A 20600-nucleotide genomic window follows, 5' to 3' on the forward strand; every position below is an offset into this window, starting at 1 on the left:
GTCAGCTCCTCAGAAGATGGGATCAGGGCCGAACGGATTCTTCTTCGGCAGCGTGTGCTGACCGCCGTAGTTCGGTGCGTTGTTGAACTTCTCGTGGCAGACCTTGAGCGAGTGGCCGCAGCCCGGATAGGCCGAAACCAACTCACCCGCCGCCAGCGGCGAGGCAGTCAGAAGCGTGAGCGTGGGGCCCACATGCGCCGTCACAAATCGGTACTCGGTGGCCGTGCCTCGGCGCCACATGATGTATCCGCCCTGGAACCAGCCATCCGGCTTGGCTGCGAATGCGGTCGACGACACGGTAGAGGTGGTGGCAGCGGTCAGTACGCCGTCGATCCGAAAATCCTCGCGATTAAGGGCGCAATCGCGGTCGAACACCGCAAAGGGGCAAAGCACCTGCCAGCAGCGCCGCAATCCGTTGGTGGCGGCCGCGTTGGCGTTGCTCTGACAGGTGAGCACCATGTCGCTCTGCCGTTCGTTGCAGTCGGTCAGCACCCCATTCCAAGTGCCACGGATGACCCCGTCGCTCTTGCGGATCCGGCGCCAGCGCACGGTGATCCGCTCGGTCGGTGGATAGGGGCGCAGTACGGAAAGCAGCGGCAGTGTCAGCGGCACTGTCAGCTCCAGGTTGGAGCGCGCATCCTGGGAAGACTGACCAATGCGGCCACGCTTGATGGCGGCGGCCACAAACTGCTGGGCATCGTAGGTTTCGGCCCGATCGGCTGAGGTGTAGCGCCAGCGCTCAGACCCCCGGCCGAATTCGTACAGCTCGATGTGGCGAGAAAACAGGCTCACGGCTCAGCCTCCTCGGCGCCAACGCCGGCGAAGGAGACGCGGCAACGTGCAACACCCTCGCCATCGGTTTCATGGGAAAGCTCAACCGTGTCGGAGCTGAGGCGCCCAAGCACCATCCAGCTGATCAACCGGACGTTGTCCGGCTGCAGCGCGACACCATGCGGCACGTCCAGCTGGAGGAACTCCCGCTGCGGATCCAGCTCGGTCGTCTGGATGAGCTGCCGGTACAGCACCTGGCCGCCGAACAGCTCGATGCGAAGATGCCGGCGACCTGCCTGCGCACGCCCGAAGCGGGCGACACCTGCCCAAGCGACAACGATGCCGCTGGAAGTCGACAGGGATGGTTCAACCAGCTCCAGGTCGTCAGCCCAGGATGGCACCCATAGCGCCGAGGCGCGACCCTGCAACCAGTACAGCAAGCTGCGCAGGGTGACCTGCTCCGATCGGCCCCAGGTCTGCCACGCATGAGACTGCAGTGGCCAGGCCTTGCCGCTGATGTCGTCGATCGTCACCGGACCGATGTCACCGTCGATCACCACCAGCTGCCGACCGAATTCGGCCGTCTGTGTCTGGTCGAGGTCGGGGCGCTGCTCCAGCACGGGTCGACCGCGATAGGCCGCAGTCGGCGCCACCGCCGGCCAGTCGCAGGTCTCCACCGCAGCCAGGCGCACGGTCGACCGCATGACCTGGTCGGTCACGCGTTCCAGGCTGGGAGTCTCGGCAATACGAGCCGTCCTGCAGGGCAACACGCGGGTGCCAGGCGCCCAGGCATTCGCCGTGGGGCGGGCAAGCTGCAGGCTGTCGGCGGCAATGTCTGCCACTTCCACCAGCTCGTATGTGGTGACGTCCTTCCAGAGCATGGCCAGCCCGCCTGGCCGGTAGTCGCGATGGGCGGCGGCCTGCACCGGAATGGATTGGACACCCAGCGCCAGGCGCGCCTGCAGCCACGACACGTCGTTCCAGACCGGCAGCGCCCAGGTACGCGCGGACCAGTCGAACAGAGCGTGTTCGAGCACCTGGCGCTCGCGCCGGTCGGCCAGCACGCTGAACTCCCAAGAGCGCCTCGGCGCACCACGTAGAGGAAATCGGGCTTCGCCACCGCCGACCGATTGCTGGACGTCCGTGGCCCACGCCAGGGTTTCCGTGACTGGGCGCTCCCAGTCCGGGGGAAGCATCCACGCCGACATGCGATTACCGGTGATGGTGATCGCCCGGGCTCCCAAGAGGCTAAACGTGAACGTGAGCGTGGCGGTGATGATCGGGGGCCCCTCGGTCGATACGGTAAGGCTCCACTGCCGAACCTGCAGCGGAGCGAACACCAGCGGCGGCGCTCCGGGGCCGGTCAGGTCGATGCCTTCGCCGCCGTCGAGGGAAACGGCCGACAGATTCTGTGGCTGGAAGTACGCGTTCCAAAGACGAACTGAGCGAACCTGGTTTGTCACAAGGTTGCCGAGGTCGATGCGCAGGGGCAGAACGTGCAGCCTGTAGAACCAATCATCGTGCGAGGTTCGCAGTGCCGAGCCGGCCACCGGCTGGTCGGGCACAACGATGGCACCCGCCACAGCCGGCCCCGAGCGCAGATCTGGCCGTGACAGAGACGCGCGCGTCGGCATCAACGGGAAAGGAGTGCGTGGAATGTCCAGGTTCTGGCTTTGCCAGAACCCTGCCACGCTGCTGACGTCGGGAAGGATGAGCGCCATCAGGACTTCCGCACTGCCCAGCCATAGTTCCCCGTTGCTGGGGGCGCGTTGCTGGTAGTACTCATGGCGAGCTTGCGCAGCCAGGGAAATACCACCCAGGTCTCATCGCCAATGGTGACCTCCTGTTCCGGCTCCAGCTTGGCGATCGAGCAGGCGCGCGTGCCAACCACCACACCCACAGGGGACAGATTCGGAGTTGCGCCCGCACGGCGAATGGACATTGTGATCGGGTGGAAGACGCTACGTCCTGAGAAAATGTTCTCGTCCGCACCACCCAAGGCGCGCCCCAGCCACATGAGGTCGTACTGGGATGAAGTGGTCGTCGCCTGCCCGAGCGAACCGATGCCGGTGCATGCAGAGCCCTCCGCTCCCAAAGCTCCGTTGTAGTAGTTGCTGATGCGGTGGAAGCTGTTGCTTCGGCCATCCTCCACCGAGTCGGCGCGCAGATGCCCGCAACCGGTCGACGACGAGTTGTGACCGAACAGCGCCCTGTTGTTGCCGTTGGACGTGAGGTAGCCACTCCACGTTCCAGTTAACTGGCCCCAATAGGTTCCATCGGCATACGTGCCACCAGCGTAATCCCCAGCCTTCTGCAGGACACCGAAGGCGTGATGACGATAGTCGCCAGCGGTTGCCGTCGAGATTGCGACATGAACAGCGGTCCCATTGGCGAACAGCTTGAGCCGAGGATACGGGCCGGCTTGCACGTTGCTGTTGCCATCTGATGGCGAAACATTCGGCTGTGATCCGGGGACCGCAGCGGCCGAGAATCCGACGGACACACGGCTCTTCAGACTGATCTGATCGGTATTGTAGAGATGGACGTAATCTGACACGCCCGGAATGCGCAGGGTGATCGTCCTGTTGGTGCCGCTGAGTGTGTTGCGCTCCACAGTCCAACCGTTGGCCGCGCAGAACTGCGCGATCAGATCAATCAACGTGTGGAGATTGGCCACATTGGCGTGTTCGATGTACGGCATGACTTACTCCAGGGCGAAGGCTGCGAACTGCCCGTCGCCTGTGCGATAGACGTTGGGGATCAGCAGGTGTTCAACGCCACCAGCAGTTACGCGCTGCTCCGCGACAGCACCGAGTGACGGGGTGTAGAACACACCATCGAATCCACCATAGAACTGTCCGCCCTCTGGAACCTGGTCGAAGGCAGTTCCGATATCAGGGCTTCCGGACTGGTAGGCGACGGCCAGTAGTTGGCCACGTTGCAACCATGCAGTGCCGTCCAGGAGGCGGCGATAATTGCTGTTGCAGATCGGCGCCCAGGGCACCGTAAGCCGACCGACAGTCTGACTGGAGTAGCTGATGTTGTAAGTGTTCCGTATCGGAACCCATGCCTGCATTGGGGAGAACAGGTACGACTGCGCCAGCGAGGTATTGGACGTGCCGGAAGCCGATGGGTTCCAGAAGTTGCTGTGCATGTTGCTGTCATCGGATGCAAGGTTCAGCCGCGAGTAGCTGGATGCGCCAACGAACAGCGGGTACGACCAATCCTCCGGCAGATGCTCTGGGAGGATGAAACCTGCGTACAGAGCATCGTAGCGGCCATTGACCCTGGTGATGACCTTGAAGCACCGACCGTTGGCGATGAACCAGTAGACGAACGCGGAATTCACCAACGGCATGCCGACGTGGTTGCTGTTGGCGCCAACCGGGTCGATGGACGGCAGTGCCGGGTTGTACGCGGTGTGCCCTCGCAGGGCCAGCGTGTAGTAGCTGTTGGACACGTCGGTGTAAGCCTGCAGCGACAGGTAGATTTCATCGGTCCCTGCCAGACCCCTGCCTTTGAACGACACGAAATCGTTGGCAGCGACAGGGCCGGAGATGGCCCCGCCGATCGCAGTCCACTGCTGGTCCGCCGCGACCAGTGCGGGGTCGGAGGTCAGGAAGTCGCGCAGCTGCAGCAACAGATCGTTGACGTTGGCGGCCGTGCCGCTTTTCCAGGCCATGCTCAGAGTCCCAATACTTGTCGGATCGCCGCAGAGTTGCGGCTGATCTTGTTGATGACGGTGGTGTCGCTGCCCGGGTCGTCCAGGTACTGGTCGAGCAGGTCTGGCGACACCTGGTTGATCACGCGTAGACCCAGCTGCGCGGCCGCTGCCACCGGCGTAGGCGACGCGGCGGTGAACATGGGCGTGTTGGCGATCATCGGCGTAACTGCGCCGCCCTCGGCGTAACCGCGCCAGCGATCGATGGCCGCCATGCCGATCTGGTTGAAGGCCGAAAGGAATGCCAGCGCACCCGGTTGGCGCACGACCTCCTGGCGGTGGACAAACTCACCCGCATGGACACTGCCTGCGTACTGGTACTTGCCGCCAGGGCCGGTGTAGCCACCGGTGGCGAAGCTTGATGCTGCGCCAATTGCATTGGCTGCAGCCATTGCCGCCGCCGCCGACTGCATCTGAATAGCTGCGGCCGTAACGGCCGCTGCGCCACTGATCAGGCCGGCGCCAGACGTACTCAGTGCGGTGGCGCTGGTGGCCACGGCGGTGGCGCCAGCGGTGACGCCTGCGGCTGCGCTGGACAGGGCAGCTGCAGACGCCTGCGTGGCAGCGGCACTGGCGACGTCAGTGCCGGCATCGACGCCCTTGTCGAACACCATCGAGGTAATGCGGTTGGCCAACGCCTGCGACCACTGATCAGCCACGAACTCGGCCAGGCCGGTCGACACGGACACGAAGAAGGACCGGACTGTCTCGCCCAGGGACGCGTTGCCGGTCGCCAGCGACATGAACGCGTCCTTGAACGCGCTCTGGAAGGTGGTGCGAACGTTCTGCTGCAGGAGGTTGGTGGTCTCGGCCATCTCCCGCAGCTTCAGCTCGATCTGTTCGACCGCAGCCAGGGCCTCCGGATTACCGAGCGCGGTCGCTGCTGCCCGCATCTGCGGCACCAGGTCGCGCAGGGTGACCAACTTGGCTTGGTACAGGTTCACGATGCGCTGTTGGGCGTCGGCCTCGGTGATCAGCCCCGCCTGCAGTTCGACCTGGATGCGCTGCTGCTCCAGCCCGACCTGGCCCATCGTGCGGTTGTAGGTCTCCTGCACACCCTTGAGCTGGGCGCTGGCCTCGGTGAGCTTCATCAGTTTGGCGACGTCGGCCGCCTCGGCGCTCTTGCCGACGTTGTCCAGCTGCTGCTGCAGGCGCCCCAGCTCCTTGACCGTTCTGGCCACCTCGGCGTCCTGGCCGGCGCCCTGCAGCTGGGCCAGCTGCAGGCGGACGTCGACCATGCGCTTGGCCATCTCAACGCGCTGGCGTTCGCTGTCCAACAACTGTGCCTGGTCGACCAGCTGGGACTTGAGCGTCTCGCTGGCATTCTTGTAGGCGCCGCTCTCGATTTCGTAGCGGATCCGTGCCGCTTCGCCGGCCTTGGTTTCACCCTCCTGCAGGTCGCCCAGCATGGAGACCTGCTTGGCGAGGTTGTCCAGCTCACGTTGAGCCGCAGTGTCGGCCTTTTCGCCGTCGGTTTTGCCCGGCTTCCGCGTACGGCTGCGGTCCTTGTACTGCTCCTCAAGCTGCTTGAGGGCCTTGTCGTAGGCGCCGCCTTTGATGCTGCCATCGGCACCGAAGACGACATCGCGCAGCAGCGCCGGGTCCGTGTTGCCAGCCGCAGCCCCGTCACGCAATGCGCGGAATTTTTTCCCCAGCTCATCGACGGCCTTGGCCATCTTCTCAGCCTTCGGCGCGCCGCTGTCGAGCTGATCCTGGATTGCCTTCGATGCAGCTACTGCCTTGGTCTGAACGTCCTGGTTGGCCTTGTCAGCCGCAGCCCGCTGCTCCAGGGCCGCCTTCTCCGACTCCAGCGCCGCGATGCGCGCCTTGGTCTGCTGCTCGCCTGCAGCGCCACGGGTTGCATCACCCGGAATCGGGCTGTTGCGCAGCGACTGGAAGAACGCCAGATCCTCGCGGAGCGAGCTGAGGCGCGCCTCCACGTCCGTGCGGCCGACGTCCTTCATGGCCTGCCAGGTGCGCAGTACCGCGCCCTTGACGCCTTCCCAGGCCTGCTCCAGGAACCCCGCCGACTGGCGGGCTTCTTCGATCCTCTGTTTGTGCACTTCGGCGAACGCGCTGATGGCCAGCCGCGCAGCATCGGTTTGGCGCCCCTGATCCTCCAGGGCGCGCACGTGGTCGTACACCTCCAGCGTGAGGAAGTTGTACTGCTCGTTCAGTTCGGCAAGCGTCGCCGACGGGGCCTTGGCCAGGGCGATGATCTTGGCGGTCGTGTTCTCAATGCTGTCGCCGGTGAGCTTGGACAGGTTCACCGCTGCCTCGGCCGCCTCGCCGAGCGAATCGCTCGCAATCCGGCCGGAGCCGGCCAGGCCATTCAATGCCTGCTGGGCCTTGCCGTACTCGCCAGTGGTGCCACCCACCTGATTGCGCAGCTCAGCCAGGTGTCCGGCCGTCGTCCCCGCCGCGTTGCCGGTAGCGATCAGGGACAGCTCCAGGGCGCGGTTCTCCTGATAGCCCTTGTACGCGGCGGCGGCGAACAGACCCAGCGTGGCCACGGTGCCACCAATGGCTGCGCCGAGGAGGCCGAAGCCGGCCGCGCTGCGACTGCCCAGGTTGAGCAGCATGCTGCCGGCGCCGGAGACATTGCCCTGCAGGAGATTGGCGCCGACGCCGGCCAAGCTGGTGCGCACCTCACGGGCCGAGAGGCTGAGGTTGCGCATACGCCGATCGGCCAGATCGACGCCGTCGCTCAGCTGCTGCCAGTGGGCACGCTGGCTGGCGATGCCCACCATTGCGCGGTTGTATGCCTCACGCGAGATCGTGCCGGCATCGACCGATTTCTTCAGCTTCGCCTCGTCAGCGTCGAGCCTGACCAGGGCGGCGTGCGCAGGATCGTAGGCGCGCAGCAGCTGCTGCATCTGACGCTCTTCCTTGGCACGGGAGGCCGCCGTCTGCTCCTTGCTGGCCTGCAGCTGTTTCTCTTGCTTATCCAACTTGCCGAAGATCTCGACCTGCTCTTCGACCGAAACCAAGCCGGCGCGCATGTTGCGGTCGAGCAGCTGCTCGGTCTCGGCCAGGTCTTCGAACGAGCGTGCGCCGCGCTCGACGCGCTGCTGCAGCTCAGAGATGGACTGGATCTGCTGGGTTGTGGTGGCCTGAGAGGCATAGGCCGCCTGAACGGCCTCGCGTGAGGCGCGCGCCTGCTCGGCGGTGGCGGCGGCGTGCCGCGACGTCGCTTCGCTGTTGGACTGGCTCGACTGTACTTGAGCATCTAGCGCCCGCTTGTAGTCCAGCGATGCCTGCACCATGTCCTGGATGCGTTTGGCCGCCTGCTCGGCGGTCTCACCCTGACGCTGCAGACCGGCGGCCGCTGTCTCTGCCGCCTTACCAGTTTCGGCAACGCCCTTGGCATTACCGACCTTGGCCAAGCCGTCGGCTGCCTTCTGCGCCGAGCCGCCAATCTTCTCCAGATCCTTGTCCAGGGCTTGGACCGCGCTGCCGGCCTGCCCGAGGTCCGCTCGGATCTTGAGGGCCAGTTCCATGTTGCCGGCGTTGCGGTTCACGTGATTACTCCAGTTGCTTGGATAGATCCTTGGCTACGGCGCCACCAGCGAATGCGGCGTTGATGTCGTGCAGCCTGGCGCGGCGCTCCCTGCGGCTGCGCCTGTCCTCTTCCCGCAGGAAGAGCATCAGCTGCCGCTGGGTGTATCGCCCGATTTCGGCGGGGGTTCGTCCGTAGCCCGCCCGGATGAGGATTGAGTAGAGCTGGGCCCAGCCAATGACCTTGCCAGCCGCTCGGCCGCTACCTTTCGCATCAGGCGTTCGATGAAAAAATGGCCGTTCACCCGCCACCACAGCAGCTGCAGCTGCTCGCCGTCGCGATAGCTGAGGCCAGAGATCCATTCCTTGTCCTGGTCCGTCGCAGCAGCGATCAGCACCAGCACGTCGTCGATGTTGGTGGCCAACACTTCGGCGACGGCTTCCATGCTCGGGATTGCAGTCGCATCACCGAACGCGTGATGCAGCCCCTCGATCAGCGGGCGGATGTGACGGTCCAGCCGAGCGGCTTCCACGAAGCCGTACTCGCGCACGGTGATTTCGCGTCCGCCGATCACCGTCGTGCCCTCCGGGTGCAGGATGGCCAGCTCGTCGGGAGCGCCCGTCCTGGGCGCTCCCTTCTTGGCCGCGTCCTCGACCTTCCTGGCCATCAGGCGGCCTTCTTCTGCAACAGGCGACCGAAGCCACCCAGCACCGGATCGCTGGCGCGGGCCGGATCGAACAGGATGGCGGCCGACAGAGCCAGGTTGCCGTACTCCTGGTTAATCAGGCCCAGCGACTGCACCGGGGCAAAGCGTGCGCGCCACAGTTCGATGACCACAGCATCACCGGTCTCGGTGTTGATGCCGTCAAACTGCAGGAACTGTACTTTGCCCGGAGCGGAGAACAGCACGGTGTTCTCCACCCCCTCGTAGCTGTAGGCCGCTTTGAACGGCTGCTGGAAAGAGCCGATCTCCTTCACTTCGACGACGCTCTGGCTATGCCCCACCAGCCCGTAGTTCGCGGGCGGCACAGTGGCCGGCGTGGTGGCGCTGTCGGTGAGCACCAGGGCGGACGCGAACGGATGGTCCAGGCGCACCTGGTCACCCACCACCAGGCCGGTCGGGAACACCTCGCCGGTCACCGTGGCGGCGGCGATGTCCGCCACTGTTGCCTGGAAGCCCAGCGCGAGGTTGGCGGAGGACCAGTAGTCCAGCGTCAGGTTCAGCGCAGCGGTAGTGCCGGTGTCCAGGCGGCCGAGCTGCAGGCGCTTGCCGGAGAACGAGTCGGTCTTGTCGGTGCTGTTGGTCGAAAGCTCCAGAGTGGCTTCGGGAACGTTGCCGAGCCAGCGCAACTTACCGATCTTGCCATCGGCCTGGACGTCGGCGCTGCGGATGTAGCCCTGCAGCGAGAAAAGGGAACCGGTACCGGACATCGTTACTTCTCCTTCGTATCGGCGACCACGCGGTTCGCGACCAACCACTCGCGATCGGCTTCGGACACCTTGATCTTGGCCTTGGCGTCGTACTGGACGCCGGCGTGGGTGTGGGGCTTGTCGAGGGTGACTTCGACCAGCTTCTGGACGGGTGCTTCGTTCACCGCGCTGCTCCTTTGATGATGTGCTGCGTTTGATAGATGTCGGCCCACAGGGCGACGCTGGCGTTGTAGTCCTGCATGTCGCCCTGGACGAACTGGCAGGCGCGCGCGCCCGGCAGGTTGGGAACCCAGCCAATCAGCGCTCCGCGAATGGCGGCCAGCACCGCCTGCAGATCCTGGGCGACCTGCTCGCCCCGCTGATCCCGGTAGTTCCGCGCCGCGACGACGACAGCAAAGCTGGCGTAGGCGATCTGGCTGCTCGGCACCTGCTGGCCCGGAGGAGCCACGCCCTGCTGCTGGGAAACCGCCTTTTCTCGGGCCAGTACCAGGTAGGCACAGGGCGCCGGGAAGTCCTGGAGCGACTGCACGGCGTGGTAGTCGGCCGCGCCTTTGATAGACCGCAGCGTCTGGTTCTCCAGCAGCTTGGCCGCCACCAGGCGCTCACGGACCAGCTCGACGTCGAAGGGCGCGGCGCTCACTTGCCGTAGTCCTCCAGCGTGGCGTGGGTGAACTGTCGCGCCGGCGCGCACCACTCAGGCGAACCACTGCTCGGAGGCGGAAGCGGATCGTCCACGCCCAGCGAGAACTTGCCGTCCCTGGTCAGTTCCAGAAATCGCAGTGCTTCCTTGTAGTCGCGCACCACCGGGTCCGTCCGGTCTTCGGTGTTGACCCGATCCTTGTGCAGCAGGTAGCGGGCGATCCAGCGTGCCCACGTCGGGACGATCGTCGGCACCGGGTTGAGCGGCACGGTGTAAGGCACCGGCTTGCGCACGACCAGGTAGCCATTGATTAAGCCGTCGGCGTCGTCCAGGGCGCGCTGCACGTGCGCTGCAGCCTGGTCGGCGATCGCAACGTCTGCAGGATCGTAGGCACTGCGGTCCTCGCCGAGGAGCGTGGCGTCCATCAGTGCCTCATCGACGATGCGGAAGCGCTCCGGCGTGGCCACCTCGGCCAGTTCCCTGGCGAGTTTGGCGGCCGACAGCAGGGGCAGCGTGCAGTAGGACATGGCGGCCCTCAGACGTGGTCGAAGGGTTCGGCCGGCTCGGTGCCGAGGACGCCAGCATCCTGGTAGATCGCCGCGTCGTCCTCGGAGATTTCGATCCAGGCCGGAGGCTTGACGGGGTGCCCCTTGAACTTGAACGGAGTCAGCACTTCAAAACAGACGCGTGCCGGCGCGTCGGCATCGTGCGAACTCACGCCGGCGGCATCAGCGGCACCGGCCGCGCCACTGGCTTCAGCGGTGGCCGGCGGTACAGACGCGGTAACGTCGCCGCCGGCGCCAGGAGCCTGATCGTTCTCAGCCGGTGCCAGCGCCGGGTCGGCGGTCAAGTCCGACGATGCGGCGGCGCCGACATCGATCTCGGAATCGGCATCGGCCGGAGGATCCAACTGTGCCGTGGCGATCGCTACGGGCTTCTCTTCCGTGACGGCCGGCGCGGCGGCCGGCTTGCTGTCCTGGACGGTCTTGGGTGCGCTGGGCGGCGCAGTGCGGGGCTTGGCCACGACGAGGATCTCCGAATAGATGGCGCCGTGCTCTCCGGCTGTCACGCATGGTTCGCTGTGCTCCGCACTGCCAGGCCCGCGTTCGCCTGGTGCCGCTGCCGCTCTTGGTGTGGCGTCGGCCGCTCTGGGGACAGTCCTGTCACCAGCGACCGGGTTGTTGTTACTCCGCGCCAGCGCCCTGGATCAGGTAGCCGGCGAGCATGCCGCTCATCACCGGCGTACGATCGGCGTCCACCGGGTACACCCAGGAGCGAGCGTTCTCATCGCGATACGGCTTGCGGACCAGCGGCATGCCGGTGATCGAGTACGTGTAGCCATAGCTCGGGCGGGCGTTGCTGCGACTGTTGCCACCGGTCGGCGGGGCCACGTAGGCCACGATCACGTCGTTGCCCCAGACGTCGCTGAGGGCGTCGTCCTGGCCGCTCGCGCCCACGGCCTCACCGACGACCACGTTCTGCACGTTCCACAGCTTGGCCAGCAGCTCCGCAGTCACCGAGTCACGTCCGGTGTACTTCAGTCGATCGATGATCGACTTGTTGGCTTCCAGGGCAGCGAAGGACGAGGCCGACAGCAGAACGGTGTTGGGGCGCACGCCGATCGAGCCGCGCACCGCGTTCTTGGCCTTGCCGATATCCTGGGTCGGATCGCTTCCATCAGCCGTCCAGCGATCGGCGGCGAGCAGGGCGATCTTGTGGTCGTTGTCGTACTTGCTGGCGTCGCGGGCGAGTTCAGCGCACTCGTACTCATGTGCCAGCTCGTGGGTATCCAGGACGACGTCGACCGCGTCGCTGGCCAGATCGAGCCCCGGCACCTGGGCTGCGTCGTTCGAATTTTCGTCCGGTACCAGCGCTTCCAGCCCCGCCGGCGTGATCGCGTAGGGCTTGCCGGCGTAACCGAAGGTGACGCGCTTGGTTGCCGAGCCCGGCGCGCGCTTGGTGTTGTAGCGGCGGAAGCTCTCCTTGCCGAACTCCAGGATCTGGCCGCCGTAGGCACGCACCGTGGCGATCGGGAAGAGGAAGCGACCCACGTTGCCCGGGCGCAGGTAACCCTGCGCGTGGGTGGTCAGGATGGGGTCGATGACGCGGGACTGGGCGAGCGTTTGCTGGGACATGACTGGGTCTCTTGGATTCGACGAAGGTGTGGGTGTGCCGCTGTGGCGTTTGGCTTAGCCAGCCGGTGCCGGGGTCGGCGCGTTCTGGATCAGCAGCACTTCGATGCGGTCGCCATCGGCAGCTGCGGCCTGCAGCGCCTGTGCGACGGCGACGCCGGTCGTAAGGGCAACCGCCTTGCCATCACTGCCGACCTGCACATACGCGTTCTTGGCAATCGCGCCGCCGGCGGTCACGACCGACGTGCCCAGCACGTCGGTCGTGACCAGGTCGCCGACCTTTGCCTCGGTGGTAGTCACGCCGAAGGTGTTTCCGGCGGCGGTGGCATAGGCGCCAGCTGCGCCGACAAAGCGCTCGCCGGCCAGTGCGGCCGTGGCGGCGATGGAGAGGGAAAGCAGAGCAATCTTCTGGGTCATGGTCGTGCGCTCCTGGCGCCTATAGCTGCGAATGGTCTGGGTGGTGCCTGGTTGTCGTTGGCGATCAGCGGCCGCCGACGGCCTTCACCGCGTCCAGGTACTTCACGCCGGGGTTGGTCTGCTGGAAGGCAAGTGCCTTGCGATGCAGTTCCATGCCGGCGGCATCGACCTGCAGGCCGCCGCCCGGCGTGGCGAAATCGGCCGGAGCGGAAATGTCGGGAAGGCCGCCGCCGGACTTCTCGCTGAAATCGATGGCCTTGGGCAGGCTGGACAGCAGCTCGCGCAGGACTGACTCGGCGGGTTTGGTGACCTGGGTTTCGCCCTCGGCGAAGTTCAGCGGCTGACCACCGGCCGGCAGCGCCAGCAGCAGCTCGACCACACCTGCCTTCTGGCGCGGCAGCAGCTTGCCGTCGTTGACCAGGCCCTCGGCAAAGTTGGTGACGTCTTCGCGACGCGCACCTGCCTCCCGTGCGGCAAGCGCTTTCTCGCGCGCATCCAGGGCGGAAGTCTGCTGGTCCAGCTCCTGCTGGCGCTGGGCGATCTGTTCCGAGGTCTGCTGGGACATGTGAATCTCCGTTGTTCGTTCATCGGTGGGTGCCGCGAAGGCGGTGGGTTGCAATCCCGAACGCTCGTCCGGGTCACGGGTGCTTTCCGTGACCTCGCGGATCTGCCATTGCGGGATGAGCTTGTCGGCGGTTTCCAATCCATCGCGGTCGATGAGGTAATCGCGCATCGACTGCAGCAAGCTGCTCAACGTCCAGCCCAGGCGGGCGAGCGGCTGCGAGAAGCAAACCGCCTCTTCGCCCTCGGAGAAGGACGCGGACTTCAGGCCCTTCACTGCTGGCGGCTGCGCGCCCAGGAAACCGATGTGCCGCAGATAGAACTTGCCGGGTGTCGGATTGCCAGGCGTGTCGGGAAGGAAGATTGATGCACTGATCTTCTTGAAGCGCCCCTTGTTCACCATGCCGGCGAAATCGGGGTCGACCTGGTGCGGCTCGGCGAACAGCACGCCGTCGCGACACTCCAGGGATTTACCCCAGCCGTATGCCGGCAGGTCGGCCTTGGGATGACCGACAACGATCGGCGCCTCATGCAAGTCGACGCTATAGGTCTGCGCGATCTGCTGAACGTCGGCTGCGCTGAACGTAAAGGAGCGACCGTCCTCGGCGACGTGCGTTCCGGCCTTGAAGATTTCGAGAGCTGCGGCGGGCTGGTTCATGCCGCCATGTTCCTGTCGCGATCGCGTCAGGTCATATGCACGGGTTCACAGCTTTTCGGACGTCGCGCGCGTGCGAGTTTTGGCGGCTTCGATACGCACGCTGGCATAGGTGCGTTCGATGCGGGAAGGATCACGCAGAAAGCGGTGTCTGACACCTGCGGCACCCGAGCGATGCACCACCGTGCCACTCAGCGCGCCATCGGGCGCAGCGGCGCGCTGTCGCGCTCACTCGGAAAACAACCCGGCCACGTGATCGGAGGCAATGAGGACGACCTCTTGCTCGTCCTCGTTGGACAGACCGAGCCAGGGGCGTGCGGGAATGCCGATGGTGTACGCCGGCAAGGTGACCCACTGAGCGAAGTTGGATTGTCGGCGCTTCACGAACTGCGTACCGACTTCGCCGTCCCGGCCCTGCCGGAAGTACACCTGCGTGGATCGTGCAGGGCGATTGATCGTCGCTCCGAACTGGTGGACAGCCCCGTAGGGCGCGTTGGTGCCGACCAGCAGCGTGTCGCCTACCACCTGATGCGCGAGCTGGTCGCCGAGCATATGGAAGTCAAAGCGGAGCATCGGAACGCCAGGACGCTTGCGCTCCTTCTGGCGTCGATAGCTTGGGGAGAGCGGCGCCCAAGGCGCGCCGTCCGGTGACACCTGGCGTGCTGCTCGGTCCCGCGTTGAACGCAGGAGGTACTCGCCGATGTCCTCAAGCATCGGCTGCAGTGCATCGTTGCGCAGGCCCTTGGCCGCGCTGCGAAGCGCGGGGCCTGCTGTGTCCTTGGTGATCTCGACGCGCGCGGCCATTAGGGAATCCCGCCCTGGATCAGCTGCCAGCTTCCACGGTCGACCAGGCGACGAAGATCCACCGACGAAACGACGCTGGCATCCTGGATCAGGTTGGGCATGGCGGCGCTTCCTTGGATCCGAACGTCGACGACAAGGCGCTGCCGCCGATCACCTTGAAGCACGAAGCGCACGATGCTGCTCGCGGCGTCATATAGAAGAGCGAATGGCGATCGCAGCGCGTTCGCCAGCGATGGAAGGTATGCCGCTGGCACCCGGTCCAATACCTCGGCTGCCTCAACGGCGATCGCGGCCGACCCCAGTTCGGCCGCCTTGCTTGACAGAGCATCGACTGCACTGACCTGGAGGGCGCCAACGAGATACCGGCTCGAATGCGCGCGACCAGCCGCTGCAGCCGCGCGCCATTCGCTTAGGCCGGCCTGCAGCGCGTCCAGCGCACGGGGGCGCTCCAGCACCTGAGTAGCGGTGCGCGCTGCTGGCGTGGCCGGCAGGCGCACATTTCGGCGCAGCGCGGCCTGTAGCGCTTCCTCGATACCGCTGCCCAGCGCAGGAGGCGTTTGTGGTCCGCCCCTGCGAATCGGCCAACCGTCCAGACTGCGGCCGGGGGCATAGCCGAAACCGGGATCCACGCCCACCGGCGTTTCCACCAGGAACGGACCGCCGGGACTTCGCTGCCCGACCATGCGCTGTTCAAACTCGATCGCAGGCGCTGTGTCTGGGCCGTCCTTACCCAGCCGCGTCAGGTCACGATCGTTCAGCGCCTCGACATAGCACTGGCAGCCCCAGCCGTTGGCCGGGAAGAACCACTGCCACCACGGATCATCACAGTGCAGAACCATGCCATCCCAGGCCTGGTGCAGTGGCCGGGGCGTCTCGACTGCGTCGCTGTGGCGGTAGCGCCACCACGGCCTGGACTTCTTCAGGGCCTGCAGCTGATGCCATCGGCCCGCGTTGTAGCTCTGGCGCAGGTTGGTTTCGTAGATGACGCGGGAGCGCCAGTTGCGTCCACCGTTGTAGTCCCAGCCATGTGTGGCGACGATGCGGTCGAAATCACGACGGAACTGCTCCAGCGTCACTCCATCGTCGATGGCCTTGCGGATCGCCGTGGCAAAGTCCGCCACCAGCTCATCACGGTTGGCGCCGGCGACCATGAAACCCTGGTCATGCTCCGACTCCCATACGTCCAGCCAGCTTTCCGTGACGATGTTGCGCTTGCGACGGAAGAACGCGATCTGCTGCTCAAAGGGAACTTGGCCATAGCCCACGGTCGCCATCGATCAGCCTCCGGCGGCGCGCTGTGCGTCGTCTCGCCCGCGCAGGTGGGCGGCGCTCAGGCCAAGGGCGACGCCGTTGGCGAATTCCTCCAGGCTCATCTCCGGCGCCGCTGCCAGGACCTGGTCGTACAGCTCCTCCAACGAGGTGGCGTTTTCTGTCAGCTGCTGCAGCCCCTGAACCCACGCCGCGCCGGCTTCGCGCGTTGAGCGGTCGAGCTGGGCCGTCATGCTCCCAACGTGCTGGCCGTCCGCTTCTGCGAACGCCGCCGGATAGTGACGCCGGAGCAGCGCCAGGACCGAATTTTCCGGGTCGGCGAAACGCGCGTCGTCGATGGCGGTCGGTGGCGTCTGCGGCTCGGCTGGCGGCTCCCTCAGCTCATAGTTCGGTCCATACGTCTGCTCGATGTAGACGGGCTTGGGGCGATAGCCCAGGCGATAGAGCTTCTCGTCGCGAGATGCCGCTGCATCAAGATCCTCAGCCTCATCAGTGACCCGATAGACACGCGGGACTTCCGCACCTGGGAAGTTCATTTCCGTCAGCCAACGGGCCGGCCCTTTGGTGAAGGACTCACAGATCAGGTCGGCGTCGGCCTTGATGATGTCCCTGCGGACCTCGGCCTGCAGTTCGTCATTGCCAAGCTTTCCGGCCGTGCCTTGCGTGCTGGCGGTTTGCCCGAGGACGACCTTCTGGATCGTGGCGTCCATGTAGTCCTGCAGCGCCTTGTAGTCCGCCGTCCCGCTACGACCTGCCTCAAGCAGGGCAACCTCCATTTCCTTGGGCATGATGATGCCGCTGTCGGTCTGGATGGCGCGGGTCGCGCCCAGCAGCCTATTCCGCTCTTCAGCAGTGGCGTTCTCGTCGTACTTGCCCACCGCCGTGGGCATGCCGAACTTCTCCAGGAAGATCAGCCAGAACTTCAACCCATTGCGCTTGAACAGCACCGGCCAGTACAGCCAATGCGCCAGGCCGAGGCCGTAGGGCTCATCATCATGATCGGCGCCTGCGCAGTAGTTCCAGAAGTATGGAGCCGGCGCCGGGATACCTTCAGCCATGTGGGACTGAGTGAGCAGGCGCAGATCGCCATCCTTGCCGAAGCGGAAGCGCCGGCGGTTCCGCACCTTGATCGCGCTCATCGCGATGCGGTTGCCGTCAGCCTTGTAGATGATCTCTGCCGGGGCGTAGCCGTAGAAGACACCGAAGTGCATCTTGCGGGTCACGTTATCCCAGCCAATGTCGTGGAGCTGATCGCGCAGATGATCCGCTGCCGCGCGGTCAATCGCGCGCTTTCCGCCAGGCTCAACCTGCCATTCGCAGGCGACGACGGAATCCTGCCGGGAGCCAAACGTCGCCTTGACCTCGGGATCAGACAGCACCTGCTCGTAGATCTGCAGGTCGTAGCCGCCGCGATTGCGCAGCACGCTGTCGAACGGAAGCATCAGTGGCCCGGTGTAGCCGCGGGTGATGTCCATTCCGTCCGCAGTGGTGGCCACCTCGCGGTTCAGTTCAGGGCGGGCGGTGGTCATGCGAAGCCTCCAAAATCATTGCCACCCGACACGGTGCCGAAGCCCCTATCGGAGGTGGTTGCTACAACTCCATCATCAAGCGCCTCGCCCACGTACACGCGCTGCCCGGTCGACTGGAACTCGATCGAGCCACGGGGCACATGATTCAGCGCCGCGAACTGCGTCAGGGCACCAGCGATAGCGCCGTCGCCGTGGCGCACCAGGTCGGGATCCTGCAGATCCTTGCGCTCCAGTTTGGGAACCATCGGAATGCCGTCGACGTATTCGACCGCTCGGTGGTCATCCTCCAGCGAGGCGTCCCTGGGAAGGCTGATGAAGCCGTCTTCGAAGAGCGAGATGTACTTGGGCATCCACTCGCCGTACCAAGGGCGCGACAGTGTCACCTCGTGGATGGGGCCGCCCTTGTAGCGCCCGGCTTCCTTGTCCAGCTCGGCCCTACCGTATCGGTCGCCGGTGTACTCCATCAGCGTCTGGCCGGGGCCGGTGGCATCCCCTGCGAACGTCCAGCGCCCTGCAGCTTCCGTCTTCAGGAAGTCCAGCAGCGCCCACAGGATTTGCTCCTGCTGGCGGGTGGGAGCATTGGCCAGCTCGATCAGGAACGGCACTACGCGGCGCAGATCCTGTTCGATTCGGGCGGGCATAATCACCGAGAAGTGGCGATGGCGGGCGAAGTCCATGCCAACCGCCCAGCGGCCTGTGAATCCCTTGGCGGCCGCCCTCAGTGCCGGCATCAGCTGCGTGGCAATCCAGGATGCGCACCACACCTCGCGCTCTTTCTCGGGGCGCTTCGGGAAGTCGTCATCGAAGACGATCCGCAGTACCGGCCGGGTCTCCGCCATTGCGCGGTCCAGCCACACCGAAGGAATGGCCGAACCATCGCCGTCGCGGGGGATGACGTCCAGCTCCTCGCGCATGGCAGCCTTGCGCGGGCCATAGGCGGATCGGATCGCGTTGTACCAATCGCGCTTTCCATCCGGCGTGGCGATCTTGCCGCGCATGGTGCAGGCCCGCTCGTAAAGGCCGTTGGCCACGGCATCGTCGAAGCTGATCCGGATCACCTTCGCCTTTGCACCGTAGCGCCCTGCACGAATGTCCTGCACCAGCTGATTGAACGGGTTCTTCTTGCCCCGGTGCGTTGACCACACCCGGATGCGACCGCCCCAGATGAGCAGTGCAGTGGCCGACTCCAGCACCTTGGCGACGTCCTTGTGGAGCGCCGCTTCGTCCAGGTCGACCACGCCCTGCAGGCCGTGGATGTTCTCGGGGCGCGAGGACAGAGCGGTGACCCGGAATCCGCTGGCGAAGCGGACGCGGAAGGCCTGGATCTGACGGCTGGTGCCGTCAGGCGCTTGGTCCTGGAAGATGTGCTGTTCAACTCGCGAGGCCTGACCGCGCGCGATGATGGGCGCGAACTTGGCAACGTAGCCGATGAACTCCAGGCCCTTTTCCTTCGTATCGGCCATGTACCACACGTTGTCGCCGCCAGCCTCCTTGGACGAGGCGGCCGTGATCGTGTCGGTCAAGGCCTGCGCGAAGGTGATACCGGTACGGCGCCCCTTCTCGCATACCGCGATATCCAGTCCTTCCTGCATCCGGATCCATTCGGACTGGTGGGCCATCAGTACGCCGGCCTCACGCGGGTCGAAGTTGGACGAGATGGTGCGGACGCTCTCTGGAAGGTCATCCCAATCCAGAACGCGCTCAGTATCCGGCAGTGGCATCAGGTCGGACACTCAGCCGACTCCCTGCAGGACGGTGTTGCGCCAGAAGGCGACGTCGTCAGCGCCGAGACCACGCGCACGCGCCGCGTCCTCCACCCGCTGGGAGGCTTCTTGCAGCGCCTTCTCACGTACCTCAGTGGCCCATTTGTGGCGATTCACGCTCGCACGGCTGAGCGTGGCGATGTTCTTGGCCGCCTTGCCCAGCAGCGCAATGCGCGCGCCTGGATCCATGCCTTCCTCGGCGCCTTCCTCAACTTCCTGCAGTGCTAGCAGTGCGTCGAAGATCTCGGTCTGCACAATGCTGATGATCGCGTTGCTGCGCTCGTCGGCATCGTCGGGCGCTGCCTGGCTGATCAGCCTGGCAGCTTCGGTGCTGGCCTTTACGGCAGCCAGGCGCCGCTCCAGCTTCTGGCCGTATGCGCCGACGGCACTCTTGCCGATGCTGAATCCCTTTTCCGTGAGCCAGTCGGCCAGGCCGACATAGCCACCGAAACCGGACGCAATCAGGCGCGTGTCCAGCTCGGCGCGGACATCCTGGGGAAGCTGTTCGATCTTGCTGGCCGGAGGCATGGCGTCACCAGTACCGTTCGGGGCGAGCGATGCCGGGGTCACACTGCGCGGTGTACTCGGCGATATCGGTGCCAAGACGGGTCATGTCGGCGTGCCAACGGCCATCCGGCCGCTTGTCCAGTTCGATCATGCGGCGGTCTTCCAGGTAGTCCAGGGCGCGGCGCACCTCCAGTTGCGTGGCATCGGGGTACAGTGCGTGCGCAATGCTGAGCAGGATTTCCTCATAGGCGCCATAGGGCGCCGCATTGTGAAGCCCCAGCAGCATCACCCAGCGCAGGTTTTCCCGGCGAACTTTGTCCATGTCCAACTTAATGCTCACGTCTTGCTCCTTGGATCTGAATCGACTTGATCTCTGAGTTGATCGCGTCGAGCTTCGCCTCAATGACAGTCTGGCTCCGGATGTGGTCGTCCCTTCGCACGTATTTCTCAGCCAGTTCCGCACGCAGCCCCAGGAGATCCACCTCCTGCTTTCGCCAGCCCTCGGCGGCCTTTTCGAACCCCGCCATCCGCTGGTCGATGCTTGCCTTGACCTGGCTGATCCCCCACTTGACCAAGCCCAGCAACGTGCCGAGCAGCGCGATGGTCAGCGAGAGGAGGTGCCACAGCTCCAGCTCGATCTTCATTTCGTGGCGTCTCCGCCACTGAGATTTGCCTGTGACATTTTTCTGGCGCCACTGAGCCGTCCCGACGTGGCGCGATCGTCGTTGGCTCTCTGCAGCAGCTGCTGCCAAGCGGCCTCGCGGACAATCGCGTCGATGACGCAGGGTGTGAGCGTGCCGTCCTGGAGACGGCACAGCGGGGCCGGCGGCGCCGGAGCCTGCAGCGGATCGGTCAGTGCCGGCGGCAGCTCGACGTAGACCAGCACCGGCCACTCGACCAG

The 20600-nt window shown here is 65.2% G+C and carries 22 protein-coding genes; all 22 read right to left on the reverse strand.

The annotated features are described in order from the left end of the window. Positions 1-9: 9 nt before the first annotated feature. The 22 genes from WKB25_RS07995 to WKB25_RS08100 all read right to left on the reverse strand — a co-directional run bounded on the left by WKB25_RS07995 (position 10) and on the right by WKB25_RS08100 (position 20585). Complete coding sequence (locus WKB25_RS07995; RefSeq protein WP_340569873.1) at positions 10-792, reverse strand: phage BR0599 family protein; 783 nt, start codon at positions 790-792, stop codon at positions 10-12. After that, on the reverse strand, positions 789-2492 hold the full coding sequence (locus tag WKB25_RS08000) for a hypothetical protein (RefSeq protein ID WP_340569874.1): 1704 nt from the start codon (positions 2490-2492) through the stop codon (positions 789-791). The genes WKB25_RS07995 and WKB25_RS08000 overlap by 4 nt, the downstream gene beginning before the upstream one ends. Then, on the reverse strand, positions 2492-3472 hold the full coding sequence (locus tag WKB25_RS08005) for a hypothetical protein (RefSeq protein ID WP_340569875.1): 981 nt from the start codon (positions 3470-3472) through the stop codon (positions 2492-2494). The genes WKB25_RS08000 and WKB25_RS08005 overlap by 1 nt, the downstream gene beginning before the upstream one ends. Positions 3473-3475: 3 nt before the next feature. Continuing rightward, positions 3476-4411, reverse strand: coding sequence for a hypothetical protein (locus WKB25_RS08010; protein ID WP_340569876.1), 936 nt, complete (start codon positions 4409-4411; stop codon positions 3476-3478). 44 nt (positions 4412-4455) lie between these two features. Beyond that, positions 4456-8013: a phage tail length tape measure family protein gene (locus WKB25_RS08015; protein ID WP_340569877.1), complete on the reverse strand. Its 3558-nt coding sequence runs from the start codon at positions 8011-8013 to the stop codon at positions 4456-4458. Positions 8014-8139: 126 nt separating this feature from the next. After that, positions 8140-8658: a DUF6631 family protein gene (locus WKB25_RS08020; RefSeq protein ID WP_340569878.1), complete on the reverse strand. Its 519-nt coding sequence runs from the start codon at positions 8656-8658 to the stop codon at positions 8140-8142. Beyond that, positions 8658-9422: a hypothetical protein gene (locus WKB25_RS08025; protein ID WP_340569879.1), complete on the reverse strand. Its 765-nt coding sequence runs from the start codon at positions 9420-9422 to the stop codon at positions 8658-8660. Before WKB25_RS08025 ends, WKB25_RS08020 begins: the two co-directional genes overlap by 1 nt. Before the next feature lie 2 nt (positions 9423-9424). Then, on the reverse strand, positions 9425-9586 hold the full coding sequence (locus tag WKB25_RS08030; RefSeq protein ID WP_340569880.1) for a hypothetical protein: 162 nt from the start codon (positions 9584-9586) through the stop codon (positions 9425-9427). Next, a complete protein-coding gene (locus WKB25_RS08035; protein WP_340569881.1) occupies positions 9583-10062 on the reverse strand; it encodes a hypothetical protein in 480 nt (159 codons plus the stop codon). Before WKB25_RS08035 ends, WKB25_RS08030 begins: the two co-directional genes overlap by 4 nt. Continuing rightward, on the reverse strand, positions 10059-10589 hold the full coding sequence (locus WKB25_RS08040) for a DUF1320 domain-containing protein (RefSeq protein ID WP_340569882.1): 531 nt from the start codon (positions 10587-10589) through the stop codon (positions 10059-10061). The genes WKB25_RS08035 and WKB25_RS08040 overlap by 4 nt, the downstream gene beginning before the upstream one ends. A gap of 8 nt (positions 10590-10597) precedes the next feature. Beyond that, positions 10598-11086: a hypothetical protein gene (locus WKB25_RS08045; RefSeq protein WP_340569883.1), complete on the reverse strand. Its 489-nt coding sequence runs from the start codon at positions 11084-11086 to the stop codon at positions 10598-10600. Between the two features lie 160 nt (positions 11087-11246). Continuing rightward, a complete protein-coding gene (locus tag WKB25_RS08050; protein ID WP_340569884.1) occupies positions 11247-12197 on the reverse strand; it encodes a major capsid protein in 951 nt (316 codons plus the stop codon). Positions 12198-12251: 54 nt separating this feature from the next. Further along, positions 12252-12611 carry a capsid cement protein gene (locus tag WKB25_RS08055; protein WP_340569885.1) on the reverse strand — a complete coding sequence of 120 codons (360 nt, stop codon included), beginning with the start codon at positions 12609-12611 and terminating at the stop codon, positions 12252-12254. A 64-nt stretch (positions 12612-12675) separates the two neighbouring features. After that, positions 12676-13830 carry a hypothetical protein gene (locus WKB25_RS08060; RefSeq protein ID WP_340569887.1) on the reverse strand — a complete coding sequence of 385 codons (1155 nt, stop codon included), beginning with the start codon at positions 13828-13830 and terminating at the stop codon, positions 12676-12678. Between the two features lie 225 nt (positions 13831-14055). Further along, positions 14056-14631 (reverse strand): phage virion morphogenesis protein, encoded by a 576-nt coding sequence (locus WKB25_RS08065; protein ID WP_242880466.1) that lies wholly within the window; start codon positions 14629-14631, stop codon positions 14056-14058. Beyond that, positions 14631-15905, reverse strand: coding sequence for a phage minor head protein (locus WKB25_RS08070; protein ID WP_340569888.1), 1275 nt, complete (start codon positions 15903-15905; stop codon positions 14631-14633). Before WKB25_RS08070 ends, WKB25_RS08065 begins: the two co-directional genes overlap by 1 nt. Positions 15906-15908: 3 nt before the next feature. After that, complete coding sequence (locus tag WKB25_RS08075; RefSeq protein WP_340569889.1) at positions 15909-17429, reverse strand: DUF935 family protein; 1521 nt, start codon at positions 17427-17429, stop codon at positions 15909-15911. Beyond that, positions 17426-19162 carry a hypothetical protein gene (locus WKB25_RS08080; RefSeq protein WP_340569890.1) on the reverse strand — a complete coding sequence of 579 codons (1737 nt, stop codon included), beginning with the start codon at positions 19160-19162 and terminating at the stop codon, positions 17426-17428. The genes WKB25_RS08075 and WKB25_RS08080 overlap by 4 nt, the downstream gene beginning before the upstream one ends. Next, positions 19163-19762, reverse strand: a complete 600-nt coding sequence (locus tag WKB25_RS08085) for a DUF3486 family protein (RefSeq protein WP_340569891.1) — start codon at positions 19760-19762, stop codon at positions 19163-19165. After that, positions 19725-20039, reverse strand: a complete 315-nt coding sequence (locus WKB25_RS08090) for a DUF4423 domain-containing protein (protein ID WP_225792080.1) — start codon at positions 20037-20039, stop codon at positions 19725-19727. The genes WKB25_RS08085 and WKB25_RS08090 overlap by 38 nt, the downstream gene beginning before the upstream one ends. After that, positions 20029-20343, reverse strand: coding sequence for a hypothetical protein (locus WKB25_RS08095; RefSeq protein WP_340569892.1), 315 nt, complete (start codon positions 20341-20343; stop codon positions 20029-20031). Before WKB25_RS08095 ends, WKB25_RS08090 begins: the two co-directional genes overlap by 11 nt. After that, entirely contained in the window at positions 20340-20585 is a 246-nt protein-coding gene (locus tag WKB25_RS08100; protein WP_340569894.1) for a hypothetical protein, read from the reverse strand. The genes WKB25_RS08095 and WKB25_RS08100 overlap by 4 nt, the downstream gene beginning before the upstream one ends. Positions 20586-20600 lie beyond the last annotated feature (15 nt).

This window comes from Stenotrophomonas sp. G106K1 (assembly GCF_037969685.1).
In the GTDB taxonomy this organism is placed as follows: Bacteria; Pseudomonadota; Gammaproteobacteria; order Xanthomonadales; family Xanthomonadaceae; genus Stenotrophomonas; species Stenotrophomonas lactitubi.

Bases quoted from the DNA above. Each gene is read 5' to 3' on its own strand.
- WKB25_RS08000 (WP_340569874.1), bottom strand. From the start codon at position 2,492: ATGGCGCTCATCCTTCCCGACGTCAGCAGCGTGGCAGGGTTCTGGCAA.
- WKB25_RS08005 (WP_340569875.1), bottom strand. From the start codon at position 3,472: ATGCCGTACATCGAACACGCCAATGTGGCCAATCTCCACACGTTGATT.
- WKB25_RS08020 (WP_340569878.1), bottom strand. From the start codon at position 8,658: ATGGCCAGGAAGGTCGAGGACGCGGCCAAGAAGGGAGCGCCCAGGACG.
- WKB25_RS08025 (WP_340569879.1), bottom strand. From the start codon at position 9,422: ATGTCCGGTACCGGTTCCCTTTTCTCGCTGCAGGGCTACATCCGCAGC.
- WKB25_RS08040 (WP_340569882.1), bottom strand. From the start codon at position 10,589: ATGTCCTACTGCACGCTGCCCCTGCTGTCGGCCGCCAAACTCGCCAGG.
- WKB25_RS08050 (WP_340569884.1), bottom strand. From the start codon at position 12,197: ATGTCCCAGCAAACGCTCGCCCAGTCCCGCGTCATCGACCCCATCCTG.
- WKB25_RS08055 (WP_340569885.1), bottom strand. From the start codon at position 12,611: ATGACCCAGAAGATTGCTCTGCTTTCCCTCTCCATCGCCGCCACGGCC.
- WKB25_RS08060 (WP_340569887.1), bottom strand. From the start codon at position 13,830: ATGAACCAGCCCGCCGCAGCTCTCGAAATCTTCAAGGCCGGAACGCAC.
- WKB25_RS08065 (WP_242880466.1), bottom strand. From the start codon at position 14,631: ATGGCCGCGCGCGTCGAGATCACCAAGGACACAGCAGGCCCCGCGCTT.
- WKB25_RS08070 (WP_340569888.1), bottom strand. From the start codon at position 15,905: ATGGCGACCGTGGGCTATGGCCAAGTTCCCTTTGAGCAGCAGATCGCG.
- WKB25_RS08075 (WP_340569889.1), bottom strand. From the start codon at position 17,429: ATGACCACCGCCCGCCCTGAACTGAACCGCGAGGTGGCCACCACTGCG.
- WKB25_RS08095 (WP_340569892.1), bottom strand. From the start codon at position 20,343: ATGAAGATCGAGCTGGAGCTGTGGCACCTCCTCTCGCTGACCATCGCG.